The following is a 20378-nucleotide window of genomic DNA, read 5'->3' as shown; positions in this document are numbered from 1 at the left end:
TCTCCCTTCTCGTCCTCACCTCGTTCTTCATCTCACCGCCCGGGAGGGAATCCACCGGACCGGCCCGGCGCGCAGCGGCGGGTCACGCCGGACGTCCCCGAGCACCACCGCGTACCGCCGTGCGGGCCGCACGGGCTCGGTGGGGGCAGGACCTCGATCAGGCGCAGGCAGCGTGCGTTCGAGGCGCTGGTCGTAGGCCGCCCGCAGGATGGGATCGTGCAGCGTCTCGTACGCCGCTCGCACTTCACCGAAACGTGCGGTGATGTCCGCGTCCACGCGGGTGTCCGGGCGCAGTTCCCGCACTCGGGCACGGAAGGCCGAGGTGATCTTCTCGCCCGTCGCCGAGGGCTGCACTTCCAGCACTGCGTACAGGTCAGATTCTGGCTCTGGCGCCTGCACGTCGGGTCACCTCCCTTGCCGTCCTGAGCTGCGTCTTCCTCCTTCTTGCCTACCTTCTGGGATAAAACTTGAGTCTTGCCTTGTCAAGTCCGGGTGAGGTCTAGGGGAGGTCGACACGCCTTTGTCGGCACCCCGGGCCGTGCCCGCACACCGGATGGGAGGTGCAGTGCGGTGATCACCGAACTCGCTGTCGAACGCGTGGAGTTCACTTGCGGCTCGTGCCGGCACCGCTGGAGCGTCGACTACGACGTGCGGCGCTACCGGGACACTCTCGACGACGAGACGCCCCGCAGCCGCGTCCTGGCCGAGGGCGGACATCGTCCCGGGCGGCCTACCGCACCGATGCTGCACGCTGCCGGCCACCCGCAGCCACAACCCAGCGCACGAGCAGGGCAGGCGCCCACGAAACCGTCCGGATGATCCGGACAACGCGCGCCCACCCCGTGACGGCGGGCGCGCACTGGCCTGTCAGGGACTTCGCACGCCGATCTCCCGGGCCCTGCGGCGGGCCGTGAACGGCGGCACGATCGGCACGTACGTGTGAGCTGCGGCATTGCCGGTGAACGCGGTCGGCCTCCACGATGACCGGACCAGACGAGGTCAAGGAGGGCAGCTCCTCATGGGTGATCATGTGCACGTGCGGCTCAGCCAGGGGCTGAGCGTGTCGGCCGACGGAGAACTGATCGAGCACTCCCGCTGCCGGTGCGGGGCCACCTTCACCAAGGTGTTCGACGCGGACAGCGGGAAGCCGGACGGGCCGACCCCGTCCTGACGCGCTCCCAGAGCCGCACAGGTCCTCTTCGTCGCTCGGCAGGTGACCGGCGCCTCACGCCGCTCGCCCCGCTTCTGGCCGGGCTCGGCCCAGCGATCGTCCGCGGCGGTACGGCCGGTCAGCCTTCAGCGGCGTCCTCTCCTCGCCCCTCGGCGAACTCCCACCAGGCGAGGGGGAGCCAGTCTCCATTGACGAAACCGTCGACTGCCGACCCTCGGCCGTTGATCGACACGGCAGTTCCGGCGGGGTAGGTGGTGCCGGACAGTCCGGACACGGGGACGAGGAGGGTCCCGAAGCGTGGCGTCACGGTGGGCTTTCTCTTTCCCGGGGCTTGGTGTGCGGGCTCGCGTGATCCGCAAGTGCGTGTCGACAGTAGCCAATTTGGCTTAAGCCGCACAACGGACGGAACATGAGATAGAGCACAAATAACCGAGGACTGATAGCAGCAATGCCGAGCGGAGGTGCGTAGGCATGAAGGCCGTCGTTTACAAGGGACCGTTCGAAGTAGCGGTCGAGCAAGTGGAAAAGCCGGCGCTCCAACACCCGAACGACGTGATCGTCCGCGTGACGTCCACGGCAATCTGCGGTTCCGACCTGCACATGTACGAGGGCCGTACCGCCGCCGAGCCCGGCATCGTCTTCGGCCACGAGAACCTGGGGATCATCGAGGAGACCGGGGACGGCGTCACGTCGCTCAAGGCGGGCGACCGGGTGGTCATGCCCTTCAACGTCGCTTGTGGCTTCTGCAAGAACTGCACGGCCGGCTTCACGGGCTTCTGCGTCACCGTGAACCCCGGGTTCGCCGGCGGTGCGTACGGCTACGTCGCGATGGGTCCGTTCAGCGGAGGCCAAGCCGAGTACGTACGGGTGCCGTACGCCGACTTCAACTGCTTGAAGTTGCCGGAGGGTGACGCCAACGAGAGCGACTTCGTCCTGCTCGCCGACATCTTCCCCACGGGCTACCACGGCAACGAACTGGCCGACGTCCGTCCGGGCGAGAGCGTCGCGGTGTACGGCGGCGGTCCGGTGGGCCTGATGGCTGCCTACTCGGCCATGCTGCGCGGTGCCAGGAAGGTGTTCGTCGTCGACCGGGTCGCCGAGCGGCTGCAGAAGGCCGAGGAGATCGGCGCGATCCCCGTCAACTTCGGCGAGGGCAATCCAGTGGAACAGATCAAGGACCAGACGGAGGGAGAAGGCACCGACAAGGGCATCGACGCGGTGGGCTACCAGGCCCAGGCGCGGGGTGAGGAACGCGAGGAGCCGGCGACCGTCCTGAACTCGCTCGTCGAGACCGTGCGACCGACCGGAGCGCTCGGCATTCCGGGCCTGTACGTTCCCTCCGACCCCGGCGGCCCTGACGAGCAGGCCAAGAAGGGCTTGCTGCTGGTGGCGGTCGGCAGGCTTTTCGAGAAGGGGCTGCGGCTGGGGACCGGACAGTGCAACGTCAAGCGGTACAACCGGCAGCTGCGCGACATGATCATCGAGGGGCGCGCGCGGCCCAGCTTCGTCGTCTCGCACGAGCTGTCGCTCGACGAGGCGCCGTCGGCGTACGAAAAGTTCGACAAGCGCGTCGAGGGCTACACCAAGGTCGTCCTGCATCCGAACCGGTGACCTGACCCGGGGCACCGGTCGCAGCGGGTGGGGCTGTGCGCCGCCCCACCTCGGCCGGCGGCCGGTGCCACTCGGACGGCGAGGTTCGCAAGGACTTGGGGTTACACGGCGGACGTTCGCAGCAGGCGTCCCGCCCCCTGAAGTGGCCGTCCGGCCACGGTGACGCGGCCGGACGGCGCCGACTACGACGACGTTCCGCCCATGGCCAGCGCGGTTCGCGCCAGCCCGCGCAACCAGGCGTGGGCGTGGTCGGTGTCGTAGCGCTGGTGCCACGACAGGTATATCGGTGCCGACGGCAGTTCGAGCGGCAGGGGGAGCACGACCAGGCCGAGGTCGGCGACAGCGGACCGCGTGGTGGCTTCGGGGACGCTGATCAGGAGATCGGAGCCGCGCGCGAACTCCAGGGCGGCCGCTTCCGTGGGCGCGGTCGCCACCACGCGACGGGTGAGGCCGAGCCGCGCGAGGGCGTCGTCGAGGGCGTTGCTGAGGTTTCCACGTCGCGAGACGGTGACGTGCTCAGCGGCGGCGTACCGCTTTGCGGTAAGGGTCTCCACGCGGGTGAGGGGGTGCCCTCGCCTCACGACGATGACGAGGCGGGTCTCGCCCACGTTCTCGGCATGGATGTCCGGTGCGCTCGGACGGTTGGCGTTCGCCTCCAGGTCCACCTCGCCGCGCCGCAACCCGGGGGTGTCGGTGCTTGACTCCGCGACGAAGCGCAGTCGCACGCCCGGCGCCTCTTCACGGACGGCCGAGAGCAGTGCCGGGCCGCTCAAGGCGACCAGCGAATCGTGCCAGCGAAGTGTGAAAGTGCGCTCCAACGTTGCCAGATCGAGTTCACGACTCGGTGCCAGCACCCCCTGGACCTGGTGCAGCAGCTCGTGCACCTGTTCCCGGACAGCGATCGCATACGGCGTCGGGGTCATCGTGCGGCCGGTGCGCACCAGGATCTGATCCCCCGTCGTGCGCCGGATTCGACCCAGACTCCGACTCATCGCGGGGGCGGTGACATGCAGGCGCGCGGCAGCCCCGGCCACACTGCCCTCCTCCAGCAGCGCGTCGAGCGCGGCCAGCAGGTTCAAATCCAATTGCATGCGAGTAATCCTAGCCGTGCTTTACATGCATTTGAAGTTAATCAATGGGCTCTATACCTTCGAGACCAGAGCGCTGAACAGAGCGCACAATTCAGCCCGAACGGCCTCATCTCCTCCTTCTCAAAAGGGAGTTCACCATGTCCGAAATGCTTCAGGCTCCTGACGTCGCCGCCTCCGACGCCGACCTGCTCGGCCAGACCGCGATCGCCGTGCGCGCGGCCGGCTCGGCGCTGCGCGATCGCTTCGGCGAGGTGGTCCGCCACCAGACCCGCGAAGAGCTGATGCGCGCGCTCGCCGCCAACGACGGCACGGCCCTCGACATCCTGCGCCCCCGCCTCACGCGCCTGCGCCCGGACGCCGGCTGGGTGGAGGACGAACTGGACGGCGGGGCGCTGCCGCCCGGCGAATGGTGGGTCGTGGATCCAGCCGAAGGCAACATCAACCACCTGCACGCCCTGCCGGAATGGGCGGTGACCGCCACCCTCGTGCGTGAGAACCAGCCGGTACTCACCGCGGTCCACCTGCCGTTGACCGGCGAAACCTACACCGCGCTCACCGGCGCAGGCGCCCACCTCGACGGACGGCAGTTGCACGTCGCCCAGACCGCGGACCTCGGCCTGAGCGTGGTGGCCACCAGCCAGGCCCGGCCGGACGAGGACGAGCAGGTCGTGCGGCGCATCGGCTCCTCGATCACCGCGATGCTTTTCGACGCGCTCGTGGTCCGCACCGCCGTGCCCGCGACCCTGCACCTGATGAACGTGGCCGCCGGCCGGATCGACGCCTTCTGGCAGTTCGCCGGCGCCCGTGCGGACCTGCTGCCCGGGGCGCTGCTCGTCACCGAGGCCGGCGGACAGATCTCCGACGCCCAGGGCCGCGTCTGGACCCCGCAGAGCGAGAGCTTCCTGGCCGCCGCGCCCGGCGTCCACGCCGAGGCCGTCGCCACGCTCTCACACTGACCGCCCACCACAACCTGCGCGCACGGAAGGAACAGATCATCTTGACTTCCTCCCTCGCCTAAAGGCGGGGGATTCCAGCGGTCGCCCGCTGGTGTTCCTGCTTCACCGACGACCGCCCCGTCCGGGAGGACTCCCGTTGAGGTCTTACACCGTCTCCACAGGCAGCAGCCGCCAGCCCGGCGGCCAGGATGTTGCGTGCCGCGTTCACGTCCCGGTCGTGCACGGCACCGCAGTGCGCGCACGTCCACTCGCGGACGTTCAACGGCAGCTTCGCCACGACCGTGCCGCAGGCCCCGCACAGCTTGCTGGAGGGGAAGAAGCGGTCGATCACGACGAGGTCGCGCCCATACCAGGCGCACTTGTACTCCAGCATCATGCGCAGGTCCGTCCAGGCCGCATCCGAGATGGCGCGCGCCAGGCGGCCGTTCTTCAGCAGGTTGCGGACGGTGAGGTCCTCGATCACGACCACTTGGTTCTCGTGGACGATGCGCGAGGTCAGTTTGTGCAGGAAGTCCCGGCGCCGGTCGGCGATCCGCGCATGGACCTTGGCGACACGACGCCGGGCCTTGGCCCGGTTCGCCGAGCCCTTCACCTTGCGCGACAGCTCCCGCTGCGCTCTGGCGAGACGGGCGCGGTCCCCGCGTTCGTGCCGGGGGTTGGAGATCTTCTCCCCGGTGGACAGGGTCACCAGCGAGGTGATCCCAGCATCCAGGCCGACCACGTTAGTGGTGGCACGGGCCGGGGGGATGGTGTCCTCGCACAGCAGGGACACGAACCAGCGGCCCGCCGCATCCCGGGAGACGGTCACCGTGGTCGGCTCCGCGCCCTCGGGCAGCGGACGCGACCAGCGGATGTCCAGGGGCTGCGCCATCTTGGCCAGCGTCAGCCGCCCCTCGCGCCAGGTGAAGGCGCTGCGGGTGTACTCGGCCGACGACCGGGACTTCTTCCGGCTCTTGTACCGGGGGTACTTCGCCCGCTTGGCGAAGAAGTGGGCGAACGCCGTCTGCAGATGCCGCAGCGCCTGCTGCAGCGGGACGGAGGACACCTCGGCGAGGAAGGCCAGCTCCCCGGTCTTCTTCCACTCGGTCAGCGCGGCGGAGGACTGCACGTAGGAGATCCGACGCTGCTCGCCGTACCAGGCCCGGGTCCGCTCCTCCAGCGCCTTGTTGTACACCAGGCGGACACAGCCGAACGTACGCGACAACTCCGCCGCCTGCTCGTCCGTGGGGTAAAAGCGGTACTTGAACGCCCGCTTGACCTGCTCCGCCATATCTCACACCGTATCAGATTCCGTGTGAGCAGTGTATCGGCCGGTGGGCGGTGGGCGTCGCTCCGCCCCGGTGGCCAACCGGCTCTTCCTGGCCTGCTCCAAGGGAGCTTCGCTTCCTCCCCCGGCTGAAGCCGGGAGTATCCACGAAGGAGAGATCCGATGACCACGATCGCAGTTCTCGGAAACGGCCGCGTCGGCGGCAACCTGGCCACAGCCCTCACCCGGGCCGGGCATGAGGTGACCGTGGCGGACCGCGCGCCCGGCGCCGCCGGCGCCGCTGCCCGGACAGCCCAGATCGTCATCAACGCCACCCCGGGCGCCGGCTCGCTGGACCGGCTCGTCGCTCTGCGCGAGGAACTGCGCGACAAGATCCTCGTCGACGTCTCCAACGCCACCATCGACGATCCGGACGGACTGCCCGCCGACCTGATCTACCCCGGCTCGAGCCTCGCCGAGCAACTCCAGGAGGCACTCCCCGAAACGCGCGTCGTCAAGACACTCAACACCATGCTCTTCCCGGTGATGACCTCCCCGGCCACGCTCCCCCAGGCGCCCGACGCCTTCCTCTCCGGCGAGGACCCGCAGGCCAAGCAGACCGTCCGTGATCTGCTCATCAACCTCGGCTGGCGCAAGGAGTGGATCACTGATCTCGGCGGGATCAGAACCGCCCGCGCCACGGAGGCCGCGATCCTGTTCGTACCGCACGTGATTCGATCCAGCGGATTGGCGCCCTTCGCGATCTCGATCGCCCGCTGATCCGCGCACCGTGCACCACCGCCAGCGGGACCACAAGAACAGATACGCCGCCGATCGCCGGCCATCGAGCGACCGGCCCAGGCTCCGCGCAGCCTGTGGGCGGTTGAGCTGGGCCATGAGCCAACGGTTGGCCGCCCGGGCGGCGGCGAGCTCGTCGCCTGGGTCCCGGCGTTGAACTCCAGGACGATCCGGGCCTTGAGCTGCTCGGTGCCCTCGGAGCCGCGCACCGCTGGCCAAGGTCAAGGAGCACATCGACAACCAGAAGCGGCCGGATGAGCGGGGCGCCGTCCTGGAAGACTCACCGAGCGATGCGACGGCGCTCCACGCCGCCGGTGTCAGCATGCAATTCCTCCTGGGTCTGAAGACCCGGGGTCCCTTGCAAGATCAGGCTGAACGCTCGAGCACATGCTCCGGTTCTTCCGGGCTCCTACCGTTCTTGCGGGCTGCGGTCGTCGTGGTGGCGGTCATCTCGGGGACTCCTCAGTGCAGGGAATCCGGGTCTCGGTGAAGGGGGTGCGGCGGTGGCCCCGCGCAGTCGCGACAGCACCAGCGCGGCGGCGAGCAGCCCGGCGCAGACGCAGGAGGCGAACGCGTAGGCGGCTCGTGGGCCACTGCCCGCGGACGAGCCGGAGGCGGAGTGCAGATAGACGGCCGATACGGCGCTGAGGCAGACGGCGGCCGCGATGCGCTGGGCCATCTGCAGGATGCCGCCGCCCACGCCGGCGGCCTCGGCCGGCGCGTGCTGGAGGACCTGGGTCTGGTTGGGTGAGACGGAGAGCCCGCCGGCGGCACCCGACAGCAGTTGTGTCACGGCGAGGAGGATCGGCAGGGCGGCGGACGGCGCGAGGAACGCGGCCACCGCCCCGCCCAGGGCGGCGCAGATGCCGGTCGCCAGGCCGACGTTCACCGTGCGCGGTCCGATCCGTCGCACCAGCCGCCAGGCCAGTGCCGAGGAGACACCCATCGCGATGGCCGAGGGGAGCGTGATCGCCGCCGTGAGGAGGGCGGACAGGCCGAGCCCGTCCTGGAGGAAGACGGTGAGCACGAGGGACGCGGCGATCGAGGAGCCGAACTGGGCCATGGCGACGGCCGTGCCCAGCAGGTATGGCTTCGACGACGCGAGCGCCGGATGGACCAGCGGCACCCGGCCTCTGCGGACCCTCAGGCGCTGGTGCACGGTGAACGCGCAGGCCAGGATGGCCACTCCGGCCGCCCACAGAAGTGCCTGTCCCCCGCCCTCCGGTGTGCGGATGAACGGCACCATCAGCGTGAGCGTGCATCCGCAGGCCAGGGTGAGGCCGAGAACGTCCAGCCGGGAGTCGCGGGCGGTACGCCGGGGCGGTGGCAGCCAGCGGGCCGCGAGGACCAGGGTGAGCACCGCGCACGGTGCGCTCAGCAGGAGACAGTAGCGCCAGCCGGCCTCGAGCCCGAGGCCGGCGACCAGTGCGCCGCCGAGCGGTGGGCCGAGTGCCGCCGCGACGCCGCCCGTCACCGCGTACAGGCCGAGCGCCCGGCCTCGGTCGAGCCCGTGGAACACGTCCTGGACGGTGCCGATCACCTGGGAGTTGACGAGCCCCGCCGCCGCGCCCTGCACCAGCCGCGCACCGATCACGATTCCCGGCCCGCCGCCGGTCGCGGCCGCCACCCCTGCCAGGAGGAACACGGCCATGCCTGCGATGAAGAGCCACTTGCGGCCGTGCAGGTCTCCCAGGCTGCCCCCGGGTACGAGGGCCAGTCCGAAGGTCAGTGATTGACGTGCTCCCTGGCCTAAAGTCCAGGGATTCCGGCCTGGGTCGTCTGATCCTTCCGGGGGCTTCCTGCTTCACCGCGCTGTGCGGGCACGGGTGCCCGTCTTACCGGCGCTCCACAGGCGTTTAGCGTCTCCGCCCGTCCGGCGGCGACGATTCGGCGTCCTTCGAAGAGGACGTTACGGGCTGCGTTGTGATCGCGGTCGTGCACGGTGCCGCAGGCCCCGCACCTCCACTCCCGCACGTGCAGGGGCTTGGGGCCGTCCCTAAATCCACAGGCCGAGCAGACCTGAGAAGACGGGAAAGCCCGGTCCACCTTGGCGAAGGTGCGGCCGTGCAGAGCCGCCTTGTACTCCAGCATGCCGACGAACGCAGACCATCCCGCGTCGTGCACGGACTTGGCGAGCCGGGTACGGCCGAGGCCGGACACCGCGAGGTCTTCCACGTACACCGCTTGGTTGTCGCGAATGATCTGTGTGGAGGCCTTGTGGTGGAAGTCCCGGCGCCGGTCGGCTACCTGGGCGTGCTGGCGTGCGACCTTGATGCGGGCCTTGGCCCGGTTCTTCGACCCCTTGGCCTTTCGGGACAGCTCCCGCTGAAGACGCTTGAGCTTCTTCTCCGCCCGGCGCAGGAAGCGCGGGCTGTCGATCTTGCTGCCGTCGGACAGGACGGCGAAGGCGGACAGACCGAGGTCGACACCGGCGTCGGCCTCAAGCTCGGGCAGGATGTCCGGCTTGGTGTCCACGACAAAGCTGAGGAAGTACCGGCCGGAGCTGTCCTTGGTGACGGTCAGGGACGTGGGTGCGGCCGGAAGCCGGCGGGACCACGTGACCTTGAGGCTGCCGACCTTGGCCACGTACACCGTGCCGTCGCTCTGGAGGCAGAAGGCGTTGGTGTTGAGGCGGATCGACTGCCGGGTGTCCTTCTTCGACTTGTAGCGGGGAGGGCCGACCTTGCGGCCCTGCCGCTTGCCCTTGAGGCTGTCGAAGAAGTTCTTGTAGGCGGTGTCCAGGTCTCGCAGGGACTGTTGCAGGACAACCGCCGACACATCGGCGAGCCATGTGCGTCCCTCGGTGCGCTTGGCCTGGGTGATGCGAAGCCGGGACAGCTCGGCCGACGTCACGTACGGCAGCCCCGCCGCGTGTGCTTCCTTCCGGTCGCGCAGGCAGTCGTTCCACACCACGCGGGCGCACCCGAACGCACTGGCCAGCGCACGGCGCTGTGCGGCGTCCGGGTAGACCCGGTAGTTGTAGCGGAGCTGCATAACCAAGATCCTACTACGATTGGTCTCATGGATGGGCAGAACGACTACAGACGTGGAAGACACGTCGTTTCGGCAATGCATGTGCACTTGGTCTTCGTGACGAAGTACCGGCGCGGGGTGTTCAACGACGAGATGCTGACACGCTGCGAAGAGATCATGCGCAAGGTCTGCGAGGACTTTGAGGCGGAGCTGAAGGAGTTCAACGGCGAACGCGATCACGTCCATCTGCTGGTGCACTACCCGCCCAAGGTCGCCGTCTCCAAGCTGGTCAACAGCCTCAACGGCGTCTCCGCCCGCCGGATACGGCAGGAGTTCACCGGCCGAATCAACCGCGCCATCATGCATGGGCACCTGTGGTCGCCCTCATACTTCTCCGCATCGTGCGGCGGAGCACCGTTGGCGATCGTCCGCCAGTACATCGAGCAGCAAAAACGTCCGCTCTAACGTGCACGTCAGAGCAGTCTTGAGATGCATTCATCCCCGGCGTGAACGCCGGGGCCTTCTGCAAGAGTCCCGGTAACCGGCCACGATCCACTGGATGTCCGCCGCACCGGCCCCGAGCGAGTGCCGCATGCTCGGGATCGCGATGTTCAGGACTGCCTGGTCCAGCAGGGTCGTTGCCCCTGCGGCCATGCACACCAGCAGGACGCGGCGGGCGGCGCGGTCTTCTCCCGGGAGCATTCAGGCGTGCCGCTGCGTGGTGCCCGCGTCCGGCTCCACACCGAGGACCTTGCGGTAGACGCGCTCGCCGTCGCCGTAGTCGTCGACGGCGTAGTGCCAGGTCGCCCGGTTGTCCCAGAGGACGAAGTCGCCGGGCTTCCAGCCGAACCGGATCGTGTAGTTCGGCGAGGAGGCGTGCCGGAGCAGATGGTCGAGCAGCATCCTGCTCTCGGCCGGGGTCACTCCGGTGAGTTGCTTCGCCGAGCTGCTGATGAAGAGGCCCTTGCGGCCGGTGACCGGGTGGGTGAGGACGACGGGGTGTTCGACGGGTTCGCCGGGAGCGTTCTTCCTACTGCCCTGTGCGTAGTTCTCCGCGTTGCCGTCGTAGAGGGCGCCGACGGACTCAAGCAGCAGCTTGAACGGTTCTGACAGGTCGTCGTACGCGGCCTGGAGGTCTGCCCACAGGGTGTGGCCGCCCAACTCGGGCACCACCTCGTAGGTCAGGGACTCGATCGCGAACACGGGGTCGCGCCACAGGCCGCCGATGTGCCAGGTGCTGGCCTTGCCGGTCTGCTTCACGTTGTACGGGCTGACCAGTGGGTTGGCCGGGTGCTTCACGGCGGTCGGGTGGTCGAAGGGTCGCGCGAAGACGCTGACTGCGGACACCTGCTGATCGGGCGTCAGGTGCTGGCCCCGGAACACGAGGACCTTGTGTTCGCGGAAGGCCCGGCGCAGTTCCTCGGCGGTGATGTCGTCGACGGGTGAGGTCAGGTCGACGCCGACGACTTCGGCGCCGAAGCGGGGGCCTGCCCGGAGGATCTCGAAACGGGCGACGGTGGTCATGTCGTTCTCCTTCTGCTGCGGCGGGTGCGGGTGTGTGGTGAGAAGGTCCTGGGCAGCCGGGGCAGCCCGCATGTGGTCGCGGAGCGGCGGGCTCCTGGGGGGCGTGCGGTGGATGTCATACGGCGGCTGCTTTCAGGCCTGCGTCGAGGTCGGCGATCAGGTCGTCGACGCCTTCGATGCCGACCGACAGCCGCACCAGGCCGGGGGTGACCCCGGCCGCGGCCTGCTGAGCGGGATCCAGCTGCGCGTGGGTGGTGGAGGCGGGATGGATGACGAGGCTGCGGACGTCGCCGATGTTCGCGAGATGGCTGAACAGCCGGACTCCCTCGACGAAGCGCCGGCCCGCCTCCAGACCGCCCGCGAGTTCGAAGGAGAGCACCGCTCCGGCACCGCGCGGCAGGTAGCGTTTGGCCTGTGTCTGCCACGGGCTGGAGGGCAGTGCCGCGTAGTGCACCCGCGTCACCTGGGGCTGCTCCTGCAGCCACTGGGCGAGCAACTGGGCGTTGAGCACGTGCCGTTCGATGCGCAGGCTGAGTGTCTCCAGGCCTTGCAGGAGCAGGAAGCTGTTGAAGGGGGAGACGGCCGGGCCCAGATCGCGCACCAGCCGGGTGCGCAGGTGCAGCGCGTAGGCAAGTCCGAGGTCGGAGAAGGAGTCCCAGAACGAGAGCCGGTTGTACGTCGGGTCCGGGCCGGTCAGTCCGGGCCAGCGGCCGGGGTCCGCACCGAAGTCGAAGCGCCCGCTGTCGACGACGACCCCGCCGATGCCGGTGCCGTGGCCGGAGAGGAACTTGGTGGTGGAGTGCACGACGATGTCGGCGCCGTGCTCGAAGGGCCGTAGCAGGTACGGCGTGAGCACGGTGTTGTCGACGACGAGCGGGACACCGGCTTCGTGGGCGATGCGGGCGACTGCCTCGAGGTCGAGGACGTTGCCGCGCGGGTTGCCGAGCGTCTCGCCGAAGAAGGCCTTCGTGGTGGGGCGTACGGCCGCGTACCAGGCGGCCAGGTCGTCCGGGTCGTCGACGAAGGTGACCTCGATGCCGAAGTCGGCGAACGTGTGCTCCAGCAGCGGGGCGGGGCTATGTACTCGAGGGCCGCCAGAGCTACGCCACGGGAGTTCTGGTCGCCGACCGCCTCGCGGTGCGGGCCGAGCGAGCGGGCAACCGCGAACCAGTCGCCGTCGTCGTCGCTCCCACCCATCCCGGCGTGAGGATCGACGCCGCGGAAGCCTTCGGACAGCGGCTCGCGGCCGGAGGTGACGTGGAATTCGACGCCGCGCCCGTCACCGTCCACGACGTGCTCGGCTCCCTGGCCGCCGACGACGACGTGCTCTCACCATCGGCCGCTCCGGCCTCACCGATCGGGCGTCTCCTCTCCGTCCAGATCCTTCTCGGCCTCGCCGAGGGCGCGCTCGCCGAAGCGCGCGAGTACAGCAGGATGGGCCAGTCGTCCTGGCGCCCCTCCTGGGCGGACGGCACTCCCCAGGATCCGCACGTACTGACCACCTACGGGGAACTCACGATCCTCACCCGCTCCGCCGCCGCACTCACCGATCAGGCACTGACAGCCGTCCACGACGGACTGACACGCGGCGAAGACCTCACCTACGACGAGTACGCCGACATCTCGGTCCACGTCACGATGGCCGAGGCCGCCGCTTCCAAGGCCGCACAGGAAACCACCAGCCGCGCCCTGGACATCGTCGGCTCCCGCTCCGCATCCGCACGGCTGGGCCTCGACCGCTTCTGGCGCAACGCCCGGGCGCACACCCTGCACAGGCCCGTCGCCCACCAGATCCGCGACGCCGGGGACTACTTCCTCAACGGCGCCCACCCCCCGTTCGTCCTGCCGGCCTGACCGGGAAACCGGGAACGCCGGATCGGCGGCAAGGGCCACAGGCCGTCGACCGCGCACGCGAGTTGCGGGGCGGATCGCTGCGGTTGCATGAAGGGGTTCCGGCCCGGGCCGTCTGGCCCTTCCGGGGGCTTCCTGATTCACCGCGCTGTGCGGTCAGGGACGTGGGCTCGGTCGGGAGCTGTCGAAGAAGTTCTTGTAGGCGGTGTCCAGATCCCGCAGGGAGGCACAGCCGAATGCCCCGGCCAGCGCACGGCACTGGGAGGCGTCCGGGTAGGCCCGGGGTCTCATGGACGGGCAGGACGACTACAGGCGTCGCAGGCATGTTGTTTCGGCGATGCACGGGCACCTGGTCTTCGTGACGACGTACCGGCGCGGGGTGTTCAACGACGACATGCTGACACGCTGCGAAGAGATCATGCGCAAGGTCTGCGTCGTTCTTGGCATAGCCGCGGCCATTTTCCATTCTCGCGCCGGTAGCGCCTTCGCAAAGCTGAGGCCATGACCCGCCAGAACGAGCTTACATACTGATCTACTTAGTAGTTCAGTATGTGAGGATGCCAGGTCGGAGGTCGACGGTGGGGTTGCACAAAGAGAACTGGGGCGTCGTGACGGGCGGTCCCGCCCAGGGGCGTCCACCGGTCGCGGGTCCGGAGGCGTCCGGTCATCACGGCCATGTTCATTTCGACGATCCGACTGTCGCGGCGTCCTATGCCGCCTCGCATCAGGGCTCGGGTCCCGCGAAGCGGTACTTCTCCTCCAGGTTCCATGCCGTGTTCCAGATCCTGAATCGATGTCCTGGTGGCGATCTTCTCGATGTGGGCTGCGGGCCAGGGATGTTCGTCCGGCGCGTACTCGACACCCGTCCCGGCGAATTCCGGATCACCGCCGTCGACCGGGCGCCCGCCATGCTCGCCGAGGCCTCGGGCCGCACGGCGGGTGCCGAGATCGAACTGACCGTCGGGGAGGCAGAGGCGCTGCCGTTCCCGGATGCGAGCTTCGACGTCGTGGTCGCGATGGGAGTACTGGAGTACTGCGACGCTCCCGCGGCGTTGCGGGAACTTGATCGCGTGGTGCGCCCGGACGGGCTCGTTCTTGTCACCATGCTGAACCCGCTGAGCCCGTACCGCCTGTTCGAATGGGGGGTGTATTGGCCGCTGCTTCGGCTGTTTGGCCAGGTGGAGGGCTTGCTCGGCCTACCCCCGGAGCGAAGGCACGGTGTACCGAGGTCCGGTATCCGGGCACTCTCGGCGGGACGGTTGCGGCGAATGATGCGGGAAGCGGGCCTGCGTCCCGTCGATATCGTCCACTACGACCTGACACCCTCCGTCCCGCCATTCGATCGGTTCGCGCACCGGTGGACACGTCGGCACGAACGACCGGCGGACACCGTCAGCCGTGGTGTCTTTCATTGGCCGGGTACGGCGTACTTGGTTGCCGCCGCCGGCTCTCGATGATGGTCGCGCCGTCGGTCGAGGCCGTTCGACCTGGGCCCGAGTGTCACATCGGGACGGCTGCTCCACCGCCCGCCCAGCCCCGTGCGCAGAGATCACCGCGCGCCGCCACATGACCCGGTCGGCCGACTCCGCCAGACCGGCCTCGCCGCGATCGACGAACTCGCTTGCCGTTCCACCGGACGGCCCCTCCAACGCCCCCATACATGTGATGTCTGATGGGTAGAGGTGGCGGGTTGGTTACGTTTTGTGTCATCAACTCCTTTTCCCTGTAAGGGATTTCATCCATGCACAAGGGTTGACCCGTCTGTGACACGGATGAGATTCATAGGTCACATCAGCCCCTCCCCTCATCCGAAGCACCGGGAGCGAATGTGTCCGAAAGTCTGTCCCGCCGACGGCTCATGGGAGTCGCAGGCGCCACCGCGGCCATGACAGCGCTGCCCGTCATGCCAGGTCTGGGAACCCTCAGTCAGGCCGTCGCAGCCACACCGCAGGACAAACTGAGCAAGCTGGCCGACCTGCGTTTCGGCATGTTCAACCACTTCAATCTCGGCACCTTCACCGACGAGGAGTGGGCGGCGCCGCACCAGGATCCCGCCCTGTTCGCCCCGCCGACGGTCGACTGCGCCCAGTGGGCCGCGGCCGCGGCCGCGGCGAAAATGAGTTACGGCGTCCTGACGACCAAGCATCACGACGGATTCTGTCTGTGGCCCACCGCCTACACCGACCAAAGCGTCGCTCACAGCATGTACAGGCACGACATCGTCGCCCAGTACGTCCGCGCATTCCGCGCCGAAGGCCTCAGAGTCGGCCTGTACTTCTCCATCTGGGACCGCACCCACACCGTGGAGGCCTACGACACCCGGCACGGCGTCGGCAGCAGGGAAGCCATTCAACCCGCCGACCTCACCTACGTCCTGGGGCAGATCACCGAACTGCTCAGCAACTACGGCAAGATCGACATGTTCGTCACTGACGGCTACGCGTGGCAGATGGGCCAGCAGGCCCTGTCCTACCAACGCGTCCGCGAGCACGTGCTGTCGCTGCAGCCGGACATCGTGATGATCGACCACGGAGCCCTGTCGGTGCCTTTCCTCGGTGACGCGATCTACTTCGAGGAACCGCTGGGGGTGACCTCACCCGCAGGCAACACCTACGCCTCGCTGCAGGGGCAGACGATCAGCGACGGCTGGTTCTGGCATCCGAGCACTCCGACCAAGGACCCCATGAGCAAGGCGGCCATCCTCTCCCATCTGGCCGACCTGGAACCGAAATACACTTCCTTCATCCTCAACTGTCCGCCCAACCGCAACGGCCGCCTGGACACCAACATCGTCAACCGGCTGGCCGAAGTCGGTGCCGCCTGGAGTCCCGACACCTCCAGAGCCCCCCTCCCCACCCAGCCCCGCCGCGCCGAACACCCCGTCACCCCCGTGAATGCGTACGCCACCGACCACCACACCGGGGAAGGGCCTCTCAACGCCATAGACGGGCTCAGCGACAAGGGCTTCGAGACGTGCTGGTCCACCTGGAGTCTGCCGCTCCCGCAGACGATCACCATCGACCTCGGCGGGGTCTGGAGCGACATCTCCACCTTGGAGTACCTCCCCAAGCAGTGGAACCGCACCAACACAACCGACGGGGACATCACCTCCTACACCATCCACACCAGCACCGACGGCGTCACTTTCACCGAGGCCGCCAGCGGCACATGGGCCGGCGACCGCACCCTCAAGGTGGTCGAGTGGGCCGCGCGAAACGCTGGTTTCATCCGCATCAAGGTCGACAGCGCCACCGGCGACTACGCCAACATCGGCAACCTTCGCATCGGCGGCCGCACTGCCAGACCGCAACTCCAACGCACCACCTTCCCCGCAGGTTCGACCGCCTACCGGATCGTCGCCCGCCACAGCCAAAAGGTCCTCACCACCACCGACACCACCAACGGCACCCCGCTCGCCCAGACCACATGGAACAAGAAGACCAATCAGAAGTGGATCCTCGTCCCCACCGGAGACGGCTACTTCAAGATCCGCAACGCCGCCAACCGAAAACTGCTCGAGGTCGCCGGCCTCTCCCGCAGCGACGGCGGCGCCACCGACATCTGGACCGACGCCGACGTCCCGCAACAGCACTGGGCCATCACTCCCATCGGTGACGGCCACCACATCCTCACCAACCGCTTCAGCGGACTCGCCCTCAACGTCGACGGCGCATCCACCGCCGACGGCGCCACCGTCAACCAATGGACCTACAACGGCGTTGCACAGGAGCAGTGGCAGATCGTCGTGTCCTGAACGAGTACGTCGTCGACCGAAAGAGCGTCAGATGATCAGCCCTCGGGCGCGGACGGTTCCCGTCGCCGACCATCACCCACACATCGCCGATACGGGCGAGGTCGCCCACACCGGCACGACTGCGACGGAGGCAGCCGCATGCGTGGTGAACAGCACGACACCCCCCTGCGAGCGGCGGCCCTGCAGTTCCCCCTCGGTCATCCCGCCGTCGCCGGCGTCCTGGTCGGCAGCCGCAGCGCGGACGAGGCAGACGACGCGGCCCGCATGATCCACCGTCCCGTCTCCACCGAACCCTGGCGCGCCCCGCGCCTCAACGGGCTCCTGCCCTGGGTTGCTCCCCTTCCTGCCACGCAGGAGTTGTGACGTGCCGCAGATCGTCGACGCTGCGACCACCTGTGGGAAGACACCCGACTGAAAGGCCCGTACGCGGTCCGCTCCGGAGTCGAGGGCACCATCAACGAGTTCGCCCACGGACACGGCATGCGCCGCTGCCGCTACCGAGGACAGCCGAAAGCCCACCGGCAGCACGTGTTCACGGCCATCGCCGTGAACATCGAGCGACTCAGCGGGTGGTCAGTGACCGAGGAGGCCCCTTCCCCGAGACCGCCGACCGCCGACCGCCGACCGCCTTCCTGGACCAGCAGGGGTCCCCGGTCGAAGTCCTGGCGAACCCTTGGCAGCTGACCTTGACTAACTTGGCTCACCAGGCCGCCCACGCAATCCAGGCGGGCCGCTGTGCACAGCCGCATCCCCAAAGCGGAGTACACCATCAGCGGGGCGGGCAGCGACCACCTCCGCTGCGCCGGCCTCCTCGGCAGACGACAAGGGGACGATCCTTCGTCACGACGCGAAGTCCGGGAGCAGAAGTGCTCACCCGCCGACGGCCGTTCACCTGCGAGTTCTGTCGGGAGCCTTACATTCCCTACACATTGCGAGCCAGGAGCGCTCAAACCTCCGGCTATTCAGGCGTTGCCGGGTCCGGATATCCATCGGGAGCGGTGCCGGCACCAGGACACCGTGCACTGAGGCGCTGCTGCACCCGCCGCGGCGCGAGGAGGACAGCGGCCGCCGCGGTGTCAACGCCCCCTGATGCCAAGGGCGCCCGCCTGGGTAGACCCGGGCACACGCCCCGGGGGAAGGGATCCAGTTGTTCACCGAGTCCCGGACCGGCCGGATACGCCGGACGATCACTTCAGCCAGCCGCCCCCGCGGCGCCCGGACCGCGGCCACGCTGCTGACCGCCGCGCTCGTCAGTGCCTTTCTCGTAGCGGGTCCCGCCGCCGCCTCGGCCACGACCGCGGTCGCGCACACGCACCCCACCTGGGCCACCGTCACGGCCGACCATGGCGGGGCAGCCGCCTCCACCACGTTGACCCCCACGGTCTTCTACGCCGGGCAGGACCCCGCCGGCATGACCGCCTACGCGCAAGCCGTCTCCACGCCGACCAGCCCCCTCTACCGCCACTACCTCACCCCCGCCGAGTACCACATGCGCTTCGGCGCCACCGCCGCGCAGGTCACAGCGGTGCGGTCCTGGCTCACCGGGGCCGGCCTGAAGATCACCTCGTCGAACACGGTCGGTGTCACCGTGACCGGCACGGCCCCGGCCATCCAGAAAGCCTTCGGTGTCACTCTGCACAGCTACAAGGTCGGCGGTGAGGCCTACGTCGCGCCCGCGGCCGACGCGCAGGTGCCCACCGCGGTCGCCGGGGATGTGGGCACCATCACGGGCCTGACGACGATGCCGGTCGTGGCGCGGTCGGCGGGCCTGGTCGGCCAGGTCACCACGAGCATCGCCAAGGGCGTGACAGGGACCAAGGCCACTGTGTCCAAGGGTTCGAACGGTGCTGCTTTCCTCGGCCCGGCCCGCTGCTCTTCCTACTACGGGCAGGTCAGGGACGTCACTGACCCGCCGTTCAACGGCAAGCACAACCCGTACGTCCTGTGCGGATACGTACCCTCCCAGCTGCGCGGCGCGTACGGCGTCACCCGCTCCGGGCTCACCGGCAAGGGCGCGACGGTCGCGGTCGTCGGCGTCTACGGCTCGCTCACGATGCTCGCCGACGCGAACCGGCACGCCGAGAACCACGGCGACAAGCCGTTCAGGGACGGCCAGTACACCGAGACGCTCACCCCGGAGCAGTGGACCGACCTGAGCCGCTGCGGCGGCGTCGAGAGCTGGGCGGACGAGGAAAGTCTGGACGTCGAGGCCGTGCAGGCGATGGCGCCGGACGCGAACGTCCACTACTACGGCGCCAACACGTGCGAAGACGCGGGATTCTTCCAGGTCTTCGAGACGATCAACGAAACCCACGGCGCCGACATCGTCTCCAACTCGTGGGAAGGAATCATCTACAGGACCACCGGCGACGTGGACCAGCCGGCGATCGCCGAGTTCAACCGGCTCTTCGCGCAGGGGGCCATCGAGGGCATCAGCTATCAGTTCTCCTCGGGCAACTGCGGCGCCCAGGACCCCGCCACCCTGTGCGGCCTGGTGTCCGAGTCGTCGACCCCGCAGGCCGGCTTCCCGGCCTCCAGCCCGTGGGTCACCGCCGTCGGCGGCACCAGCCTGGCGATCGGCGCACACGACCAGGCGCTGTGGAGCACCGCCTGGGGCAACGACGCGTGGGTCCTGCAGGACGATGCCTGGGTGTCCGGTGGATGGCTGTTCGGCGGCGGTGGCGGCACCAGCGCCGCGTTCGACCGGCCCTACTACCAGAAGGGTGTGGTCCCGGAGGACCTCGCGACAACGCTGCCGAACGGCACGAAGGTCGCCCGCCCGATGCGGGTGGCCCCGGACGTGTCGATGCCCGCCGACCCCTTCACCGCCTTCATGGCCGGCAAGACCCTGACCCTGTCCGACGGCAGCACCGAGTACGTCGAGACCGACATCGGCGGCACCAGCCTCGCCTGCCCGCTCTTCGCCGGCCTGCAGGCCGACGCCATCCAGGCGCAGGGCGGAGAGGGCATCGGCTGGGCGAACCCCGCCCTCTACGCGCGGGCCGGCAGCCCCGCCTTCACCGACCTGACCGCCAAGGGGGCCGGCGCCCGGGCGGCCGCCGTCCTTCCGGCGACCCAGAACATCCCGACCATCACCGTGACCTTCGGCGACGACCGGCTGCTGAAGGCGGGCCGCGGTTACGACGACGCCACAGGTCTCGGCACCCCCTCGCCGTCCTACCTCTGGACGTACCGCATCCCGTAGCAAGCAGCACCGAGCACATGCAGTAACGCGAAGCGGCAGGCATCCCGGCGGACGGGGCCTGCCGCTTCCGCTCTGTGCCAGGGTTCCGGTTTTCCCGGGCCGGCGCGGTTCATGTGCGGGAAGCTCTCGAGGTGTTTCCGACCACCATCGGATCGGAGCGCGGCAGGGGGGGGGGGGGGCGCCGGGGGGCGCGGGGGC

At 68.8% G+C, this 20378-nt stretch carries 18 protein-coding genes and 4 pseudogenes; 13 read left to right on the top strand and 9 right to left on the bottom strand.

The window, feature by feature from the left end; translation table 11 throughout:
• Positions 1 to 27 precede the first annotated feature (27 nt).
• Complete coding sequence (locus ABZ453_RS37800; RefSeq protein WP_359022422.1) at positions 28 to 363, bottom strand: DnaJ domain-containing protein; 336 nt, start codon at positions 361 to 363, stop codon at positions 28 to 30.
• Positions 364 to 570: 207 nt separating this feature from the next.
• Between ABZ453_RS37800 and ABZ453_RS37795 the strand changes: the two genes are divergently transcribed.
• Positions 571 to 819: a hypothetical protein gene (locus ABZ453_RS37795; RefSeq protein ID WP_359022420.1), complete on the top strand. Its 249-nt coding sequence runs from the start codon at positions 571 to 573 to the stop codon at positions 817 to 819.
• Between the two features lie 199 nt (positions 820 to 1018).
• Positions 1019 to 1171, top strand: coding sequence for a hypothetical protein (locus ABZ453_RS37790; RefSeq protein ID WP_359022418.1), 153 nt, complete (start codon positions 1019 to 1021; stop codon positions 1169 to 1171).
• A gap of 118 nt (positions 1172 to 1289) precedes the next feature.
• On the opposite strand, the gene ABZ453_RS37785 is transcribed toward ABZ453_RS37790, so the two are convergent.
• Positions 1290 to 1478, bottom strand: a complete 189-nt coding sequence (locus ABZ453_RS37785) for a hypothetical protein (protein ID WP_358610982.1) — start codon at positions 1476 to 1478, stop codon at positions 1290 to 1292.
• A gap of 164 nt (positions 1479 to 1642) precedes the next feature.
• On the opposite strand from ABZ453_RS37785, the gene ABZ453_RS37780 reads away from it, so the two are divergent.
• On the top strand, positions 1643 to 2782 hold the full coding sequence (locus ABZ453_RS37780; RefSeq protein ID WP_359022415.1) for a glutathione-independent formaldehyde dehydrogenase: 1140 nt from the start codon (positions 1643 to 1645) through the stop codon (positions 2780 to 2782).
• Between the two features lie 182 nt (positions 2783 to 2964).
• Here ABZ453_RS37780 and ABZ453_RS37775 read toward each other — a convergent pair whose 3' ends face one another.
• Positions 2965 to 3873 carry a LysR family transcriptional regulator gene (locus ABZ453_RS37775; RefSeq protein WP_359022413.1) on the bottom strand — a complete coding sequence of 303 codons (909 nt, stop codon included), beginning with the start codon at positions 3871 to 3873 and terminating at the stop codon, positions 2965 to 2967.
• A 137-nt stretch (positions 3874 to 4010) separates the two neighbouring features.
• Between ABZ453_RS37775 and ABZ453_RS37770 the strand changes: the two genes are divergently transcribed.
• Positions 4011 to 4829 carry a 3'(2'),5'-bisphosphate nucleotidase CysQ gene (locus tag ABZ453_RS37770; protein WP_359022411.1) on the top strand — a complete coding sequence of 273 codons (819 nt, stop codon included), beginning with the start codon at positions 4011 to 4013 and terminating at the stop codon, positions 4827 to 4829.
• Positions 4830 to 4887: 58 nt separating this feature from the next.
• Here ABZ453_RS37770 and ABZ453_RS37765 read toward each other — a convergent pair whose 3' ends face one another.
• Positions 4888 to 6099: an RNA-guided endonuclease TnpB family protein gene (locus ABZ453_RS37765; protein ID WP_359022409.1), complete on the bottom strand. Its 1212-nt coding sequence runs from the start codon at positions 6097 to 6099 to the stop codon at positions 4888 to 4890.
• Positions 6100 to 6258: 159 nt separating this feature from the next.
• Here ABZ453_RS37765 and ABZ453_RS37760 point away from each other — a divergent pair, with 159 nt between their 5' ends.
• Positions 6259 to 6855: an NAD(P)-binding domain-containing protein gene (locus ABZ453_RS37760; RefSeq protein WP_359022407.1), complete on the top strand. Its 597-nt coding sequence runs from the start codon at positions 6259 to 6261 to the stop codon at positions 6853 to 6855.
• Positions 6856 to 7282: 427 nt separating this feature from the next.
• Here the strand turns inward: ABZ453_RS37760 and ABZ453_RS37755 are convergent, their stop codons facing one another.
• Together ABZ453_RS37755 and ABZ453_RS37750 are read right to left on the bottom strand one after the other, a co-directional pair.
• Positions 7283 to 8602 carry an MFS transporter gene (locus ABZ453_RS37755; RefSeq protein ID WP_359022526.1) on the bottom strand — a complete coding sequence of 440 codons (1320 nt, stop codon included), beginning with the start codon at positions 8600 to 8602 and terminating at the stop codon, positions 7283 to 7285.
• A 20-nt stretch (positions 8603 to 8622) separates the two neighbouring features.
• Positions 8623 to 9867 carry an RNA-guided endonuclease TnpB family protein gene (locus ABZ453_RS37750; protein ID WP_359022405.1) on the bottom strand — a complete coding sequence of 415 codons (1245 nt, stop codon included), beginning with the start codon at positions 9865 to 9867 and terminating at the stop codon, positions 8623 to 8625.
• A gap of 27 nt (positions 9868 to 9894) precedes the next feature.
• Here ABZ453_RS37750 and tnpA point away from each other — a divergent pair, with 27 nt between their 5' ends.
• On the top strand, positions 9895 to 10311 hold the full coding sequence (gene tnpA, locus ABZ453_RS37745; protein WP_359022403.1) for an IS200/IS605 family transposase: 417 nt from the start codon (positions 9895 to 9897) through the stop codon (positions 10309 to 10311).
• Between the two features lie 237 nt (positions 10312 to 10548).
• Here tnpA and ABZ453_RS37740 read toward each other — a convergent pair whose 3' ends face one another.
• A complete protein-coding gene (locus ABZ453_RS37740) occupies positions 10549 to 11370 on the bottom strand; it encodes a TauD/TfdA family dioxygenase (RefSeq protein WP_359022400.1) in 822 nt (273 codons plus the stop codon).
• Between the two features lie 115 nt (positions 11371 to 11485).
• A pseudogene (locus ABZ453_RS37735) lies at positions 11486 to 12412 on the bottom strand (PLP-dependent transferase); the annotation flags it as partial.
• A 32-nt stretch (positions 12413 to 12444) separates the two neighbouring features.
• Here ABZ453_RS37735 and ABZ453_RS37730 point away from each other — a divergent pair.
• A pseudogene (locus ABZ453_RS37730) lies at positions 12445 to 13224 on the top strand (acyl-CoA dehydrogenase family protein); the annotation flags it as partial.
• A gap of 153 nt (positions 13225 to 13377) precedes the next feature.
• Here ABZ453_RS37730 and ABZ453_RS37725 read toward each other — a convergent pair.
• Positions 13378 to 13512 carry a hypothetical protein gene (locus ABZ453_RS37725; protein ID WP_359022398.1) on the bottom strand — a complete coding sequence of 45 codons (135 nt, stop codon included), beginning with the start codon at positions 13510 to 13512 and terminating at the stop codon, positions 13378 to 13380.
• Between ABZ453_RS37725 and ABZ453_RS37720 the strand changes: the two are divergent.
• The 6 genes and pseudogenes from ABZ453_RS37720 to ABZ453_RS37695 all read left to right on the top strand — a co-directional run.
• A pseudogene (locus ABZ453_RS37720) lies at positions 13511 to 13654 on the top strand (transposase); the annotation flags it as partial. The gene ABZ453_RS37725 and the pseudogene ABZ453_RS37720 sit on opposite strands and share 2 nt — an antisense overlap.
• Positions 13655 to 13799: 145 nt before the next feature.
• A complete protein-coding gene (locus tag ABZ453_RS37715; RefSeq protein ID WP_359022396.1) occupies positions 13800 to 14678 on the top strand; it encodes a methyltransferase domain-containing protein in 879 nt (292 codons plus the stop codon).
• A gap of 401 nt (positions 14679 to 15079) precedes the next feature.
• On the top strand, positions 15080 to 16975 hold the full coding sequence (locus ABZ453_RS37710; protein WP_359022524.1) for an alpha-L-fucosidase: 1896 nt from the start codon (positions 15080 to 15082) through the stop codon (positions 16973 to 16975).
• 138 nt (positions 16976 to 17113) lie between these two features.
• Positions 17114 to 17338, top strand: a pseudogene (locus ABZ453_RS37705) (aldo/keto reductase); the annotation flags it as partial.
• Positions 17339 to 17368: 30 nt separating this feature from the next.
• On the top strand, positions 17369 to 17659 hold the full coding sequence (locus ABZ453_RS37700; RefSeq protein WP_359022522.1) for a transposase: 291 nt from the start codon (positions 17369 to 17371) through the stop codon (positions 17657 to 17659).
• A gap of 463 nt (positions 17660 to 18122) precedes the next feature.
• Positions 18123 to 20180: a S53 family peptidase gene (locus ABZ453_RS37695; RefSeq protein ID WP_359022394.1), complete on the top strand. Its 2058-nt coding sequence runs from the start codon at positions 18123 to 18125 to the stop codon at positions 20178 to 20180.
• Positions 20181 to 20378: the final 198 nt, after the last annotated feature.

The organism is Streptomyces sp. NPDC005799, assembly GCF_040630525.1.
GTDB lineage: Bacteria > Actinomycetota > Actinomycetes > Streptomycetales > Streptomycetaceae > Streptomyces > Streptomyces griseorubiginosus_B.
Note: the sequence above shows the minus strand (reverse complement) of the source record. Positions and strands in the feature narration are given on the sequence as shown.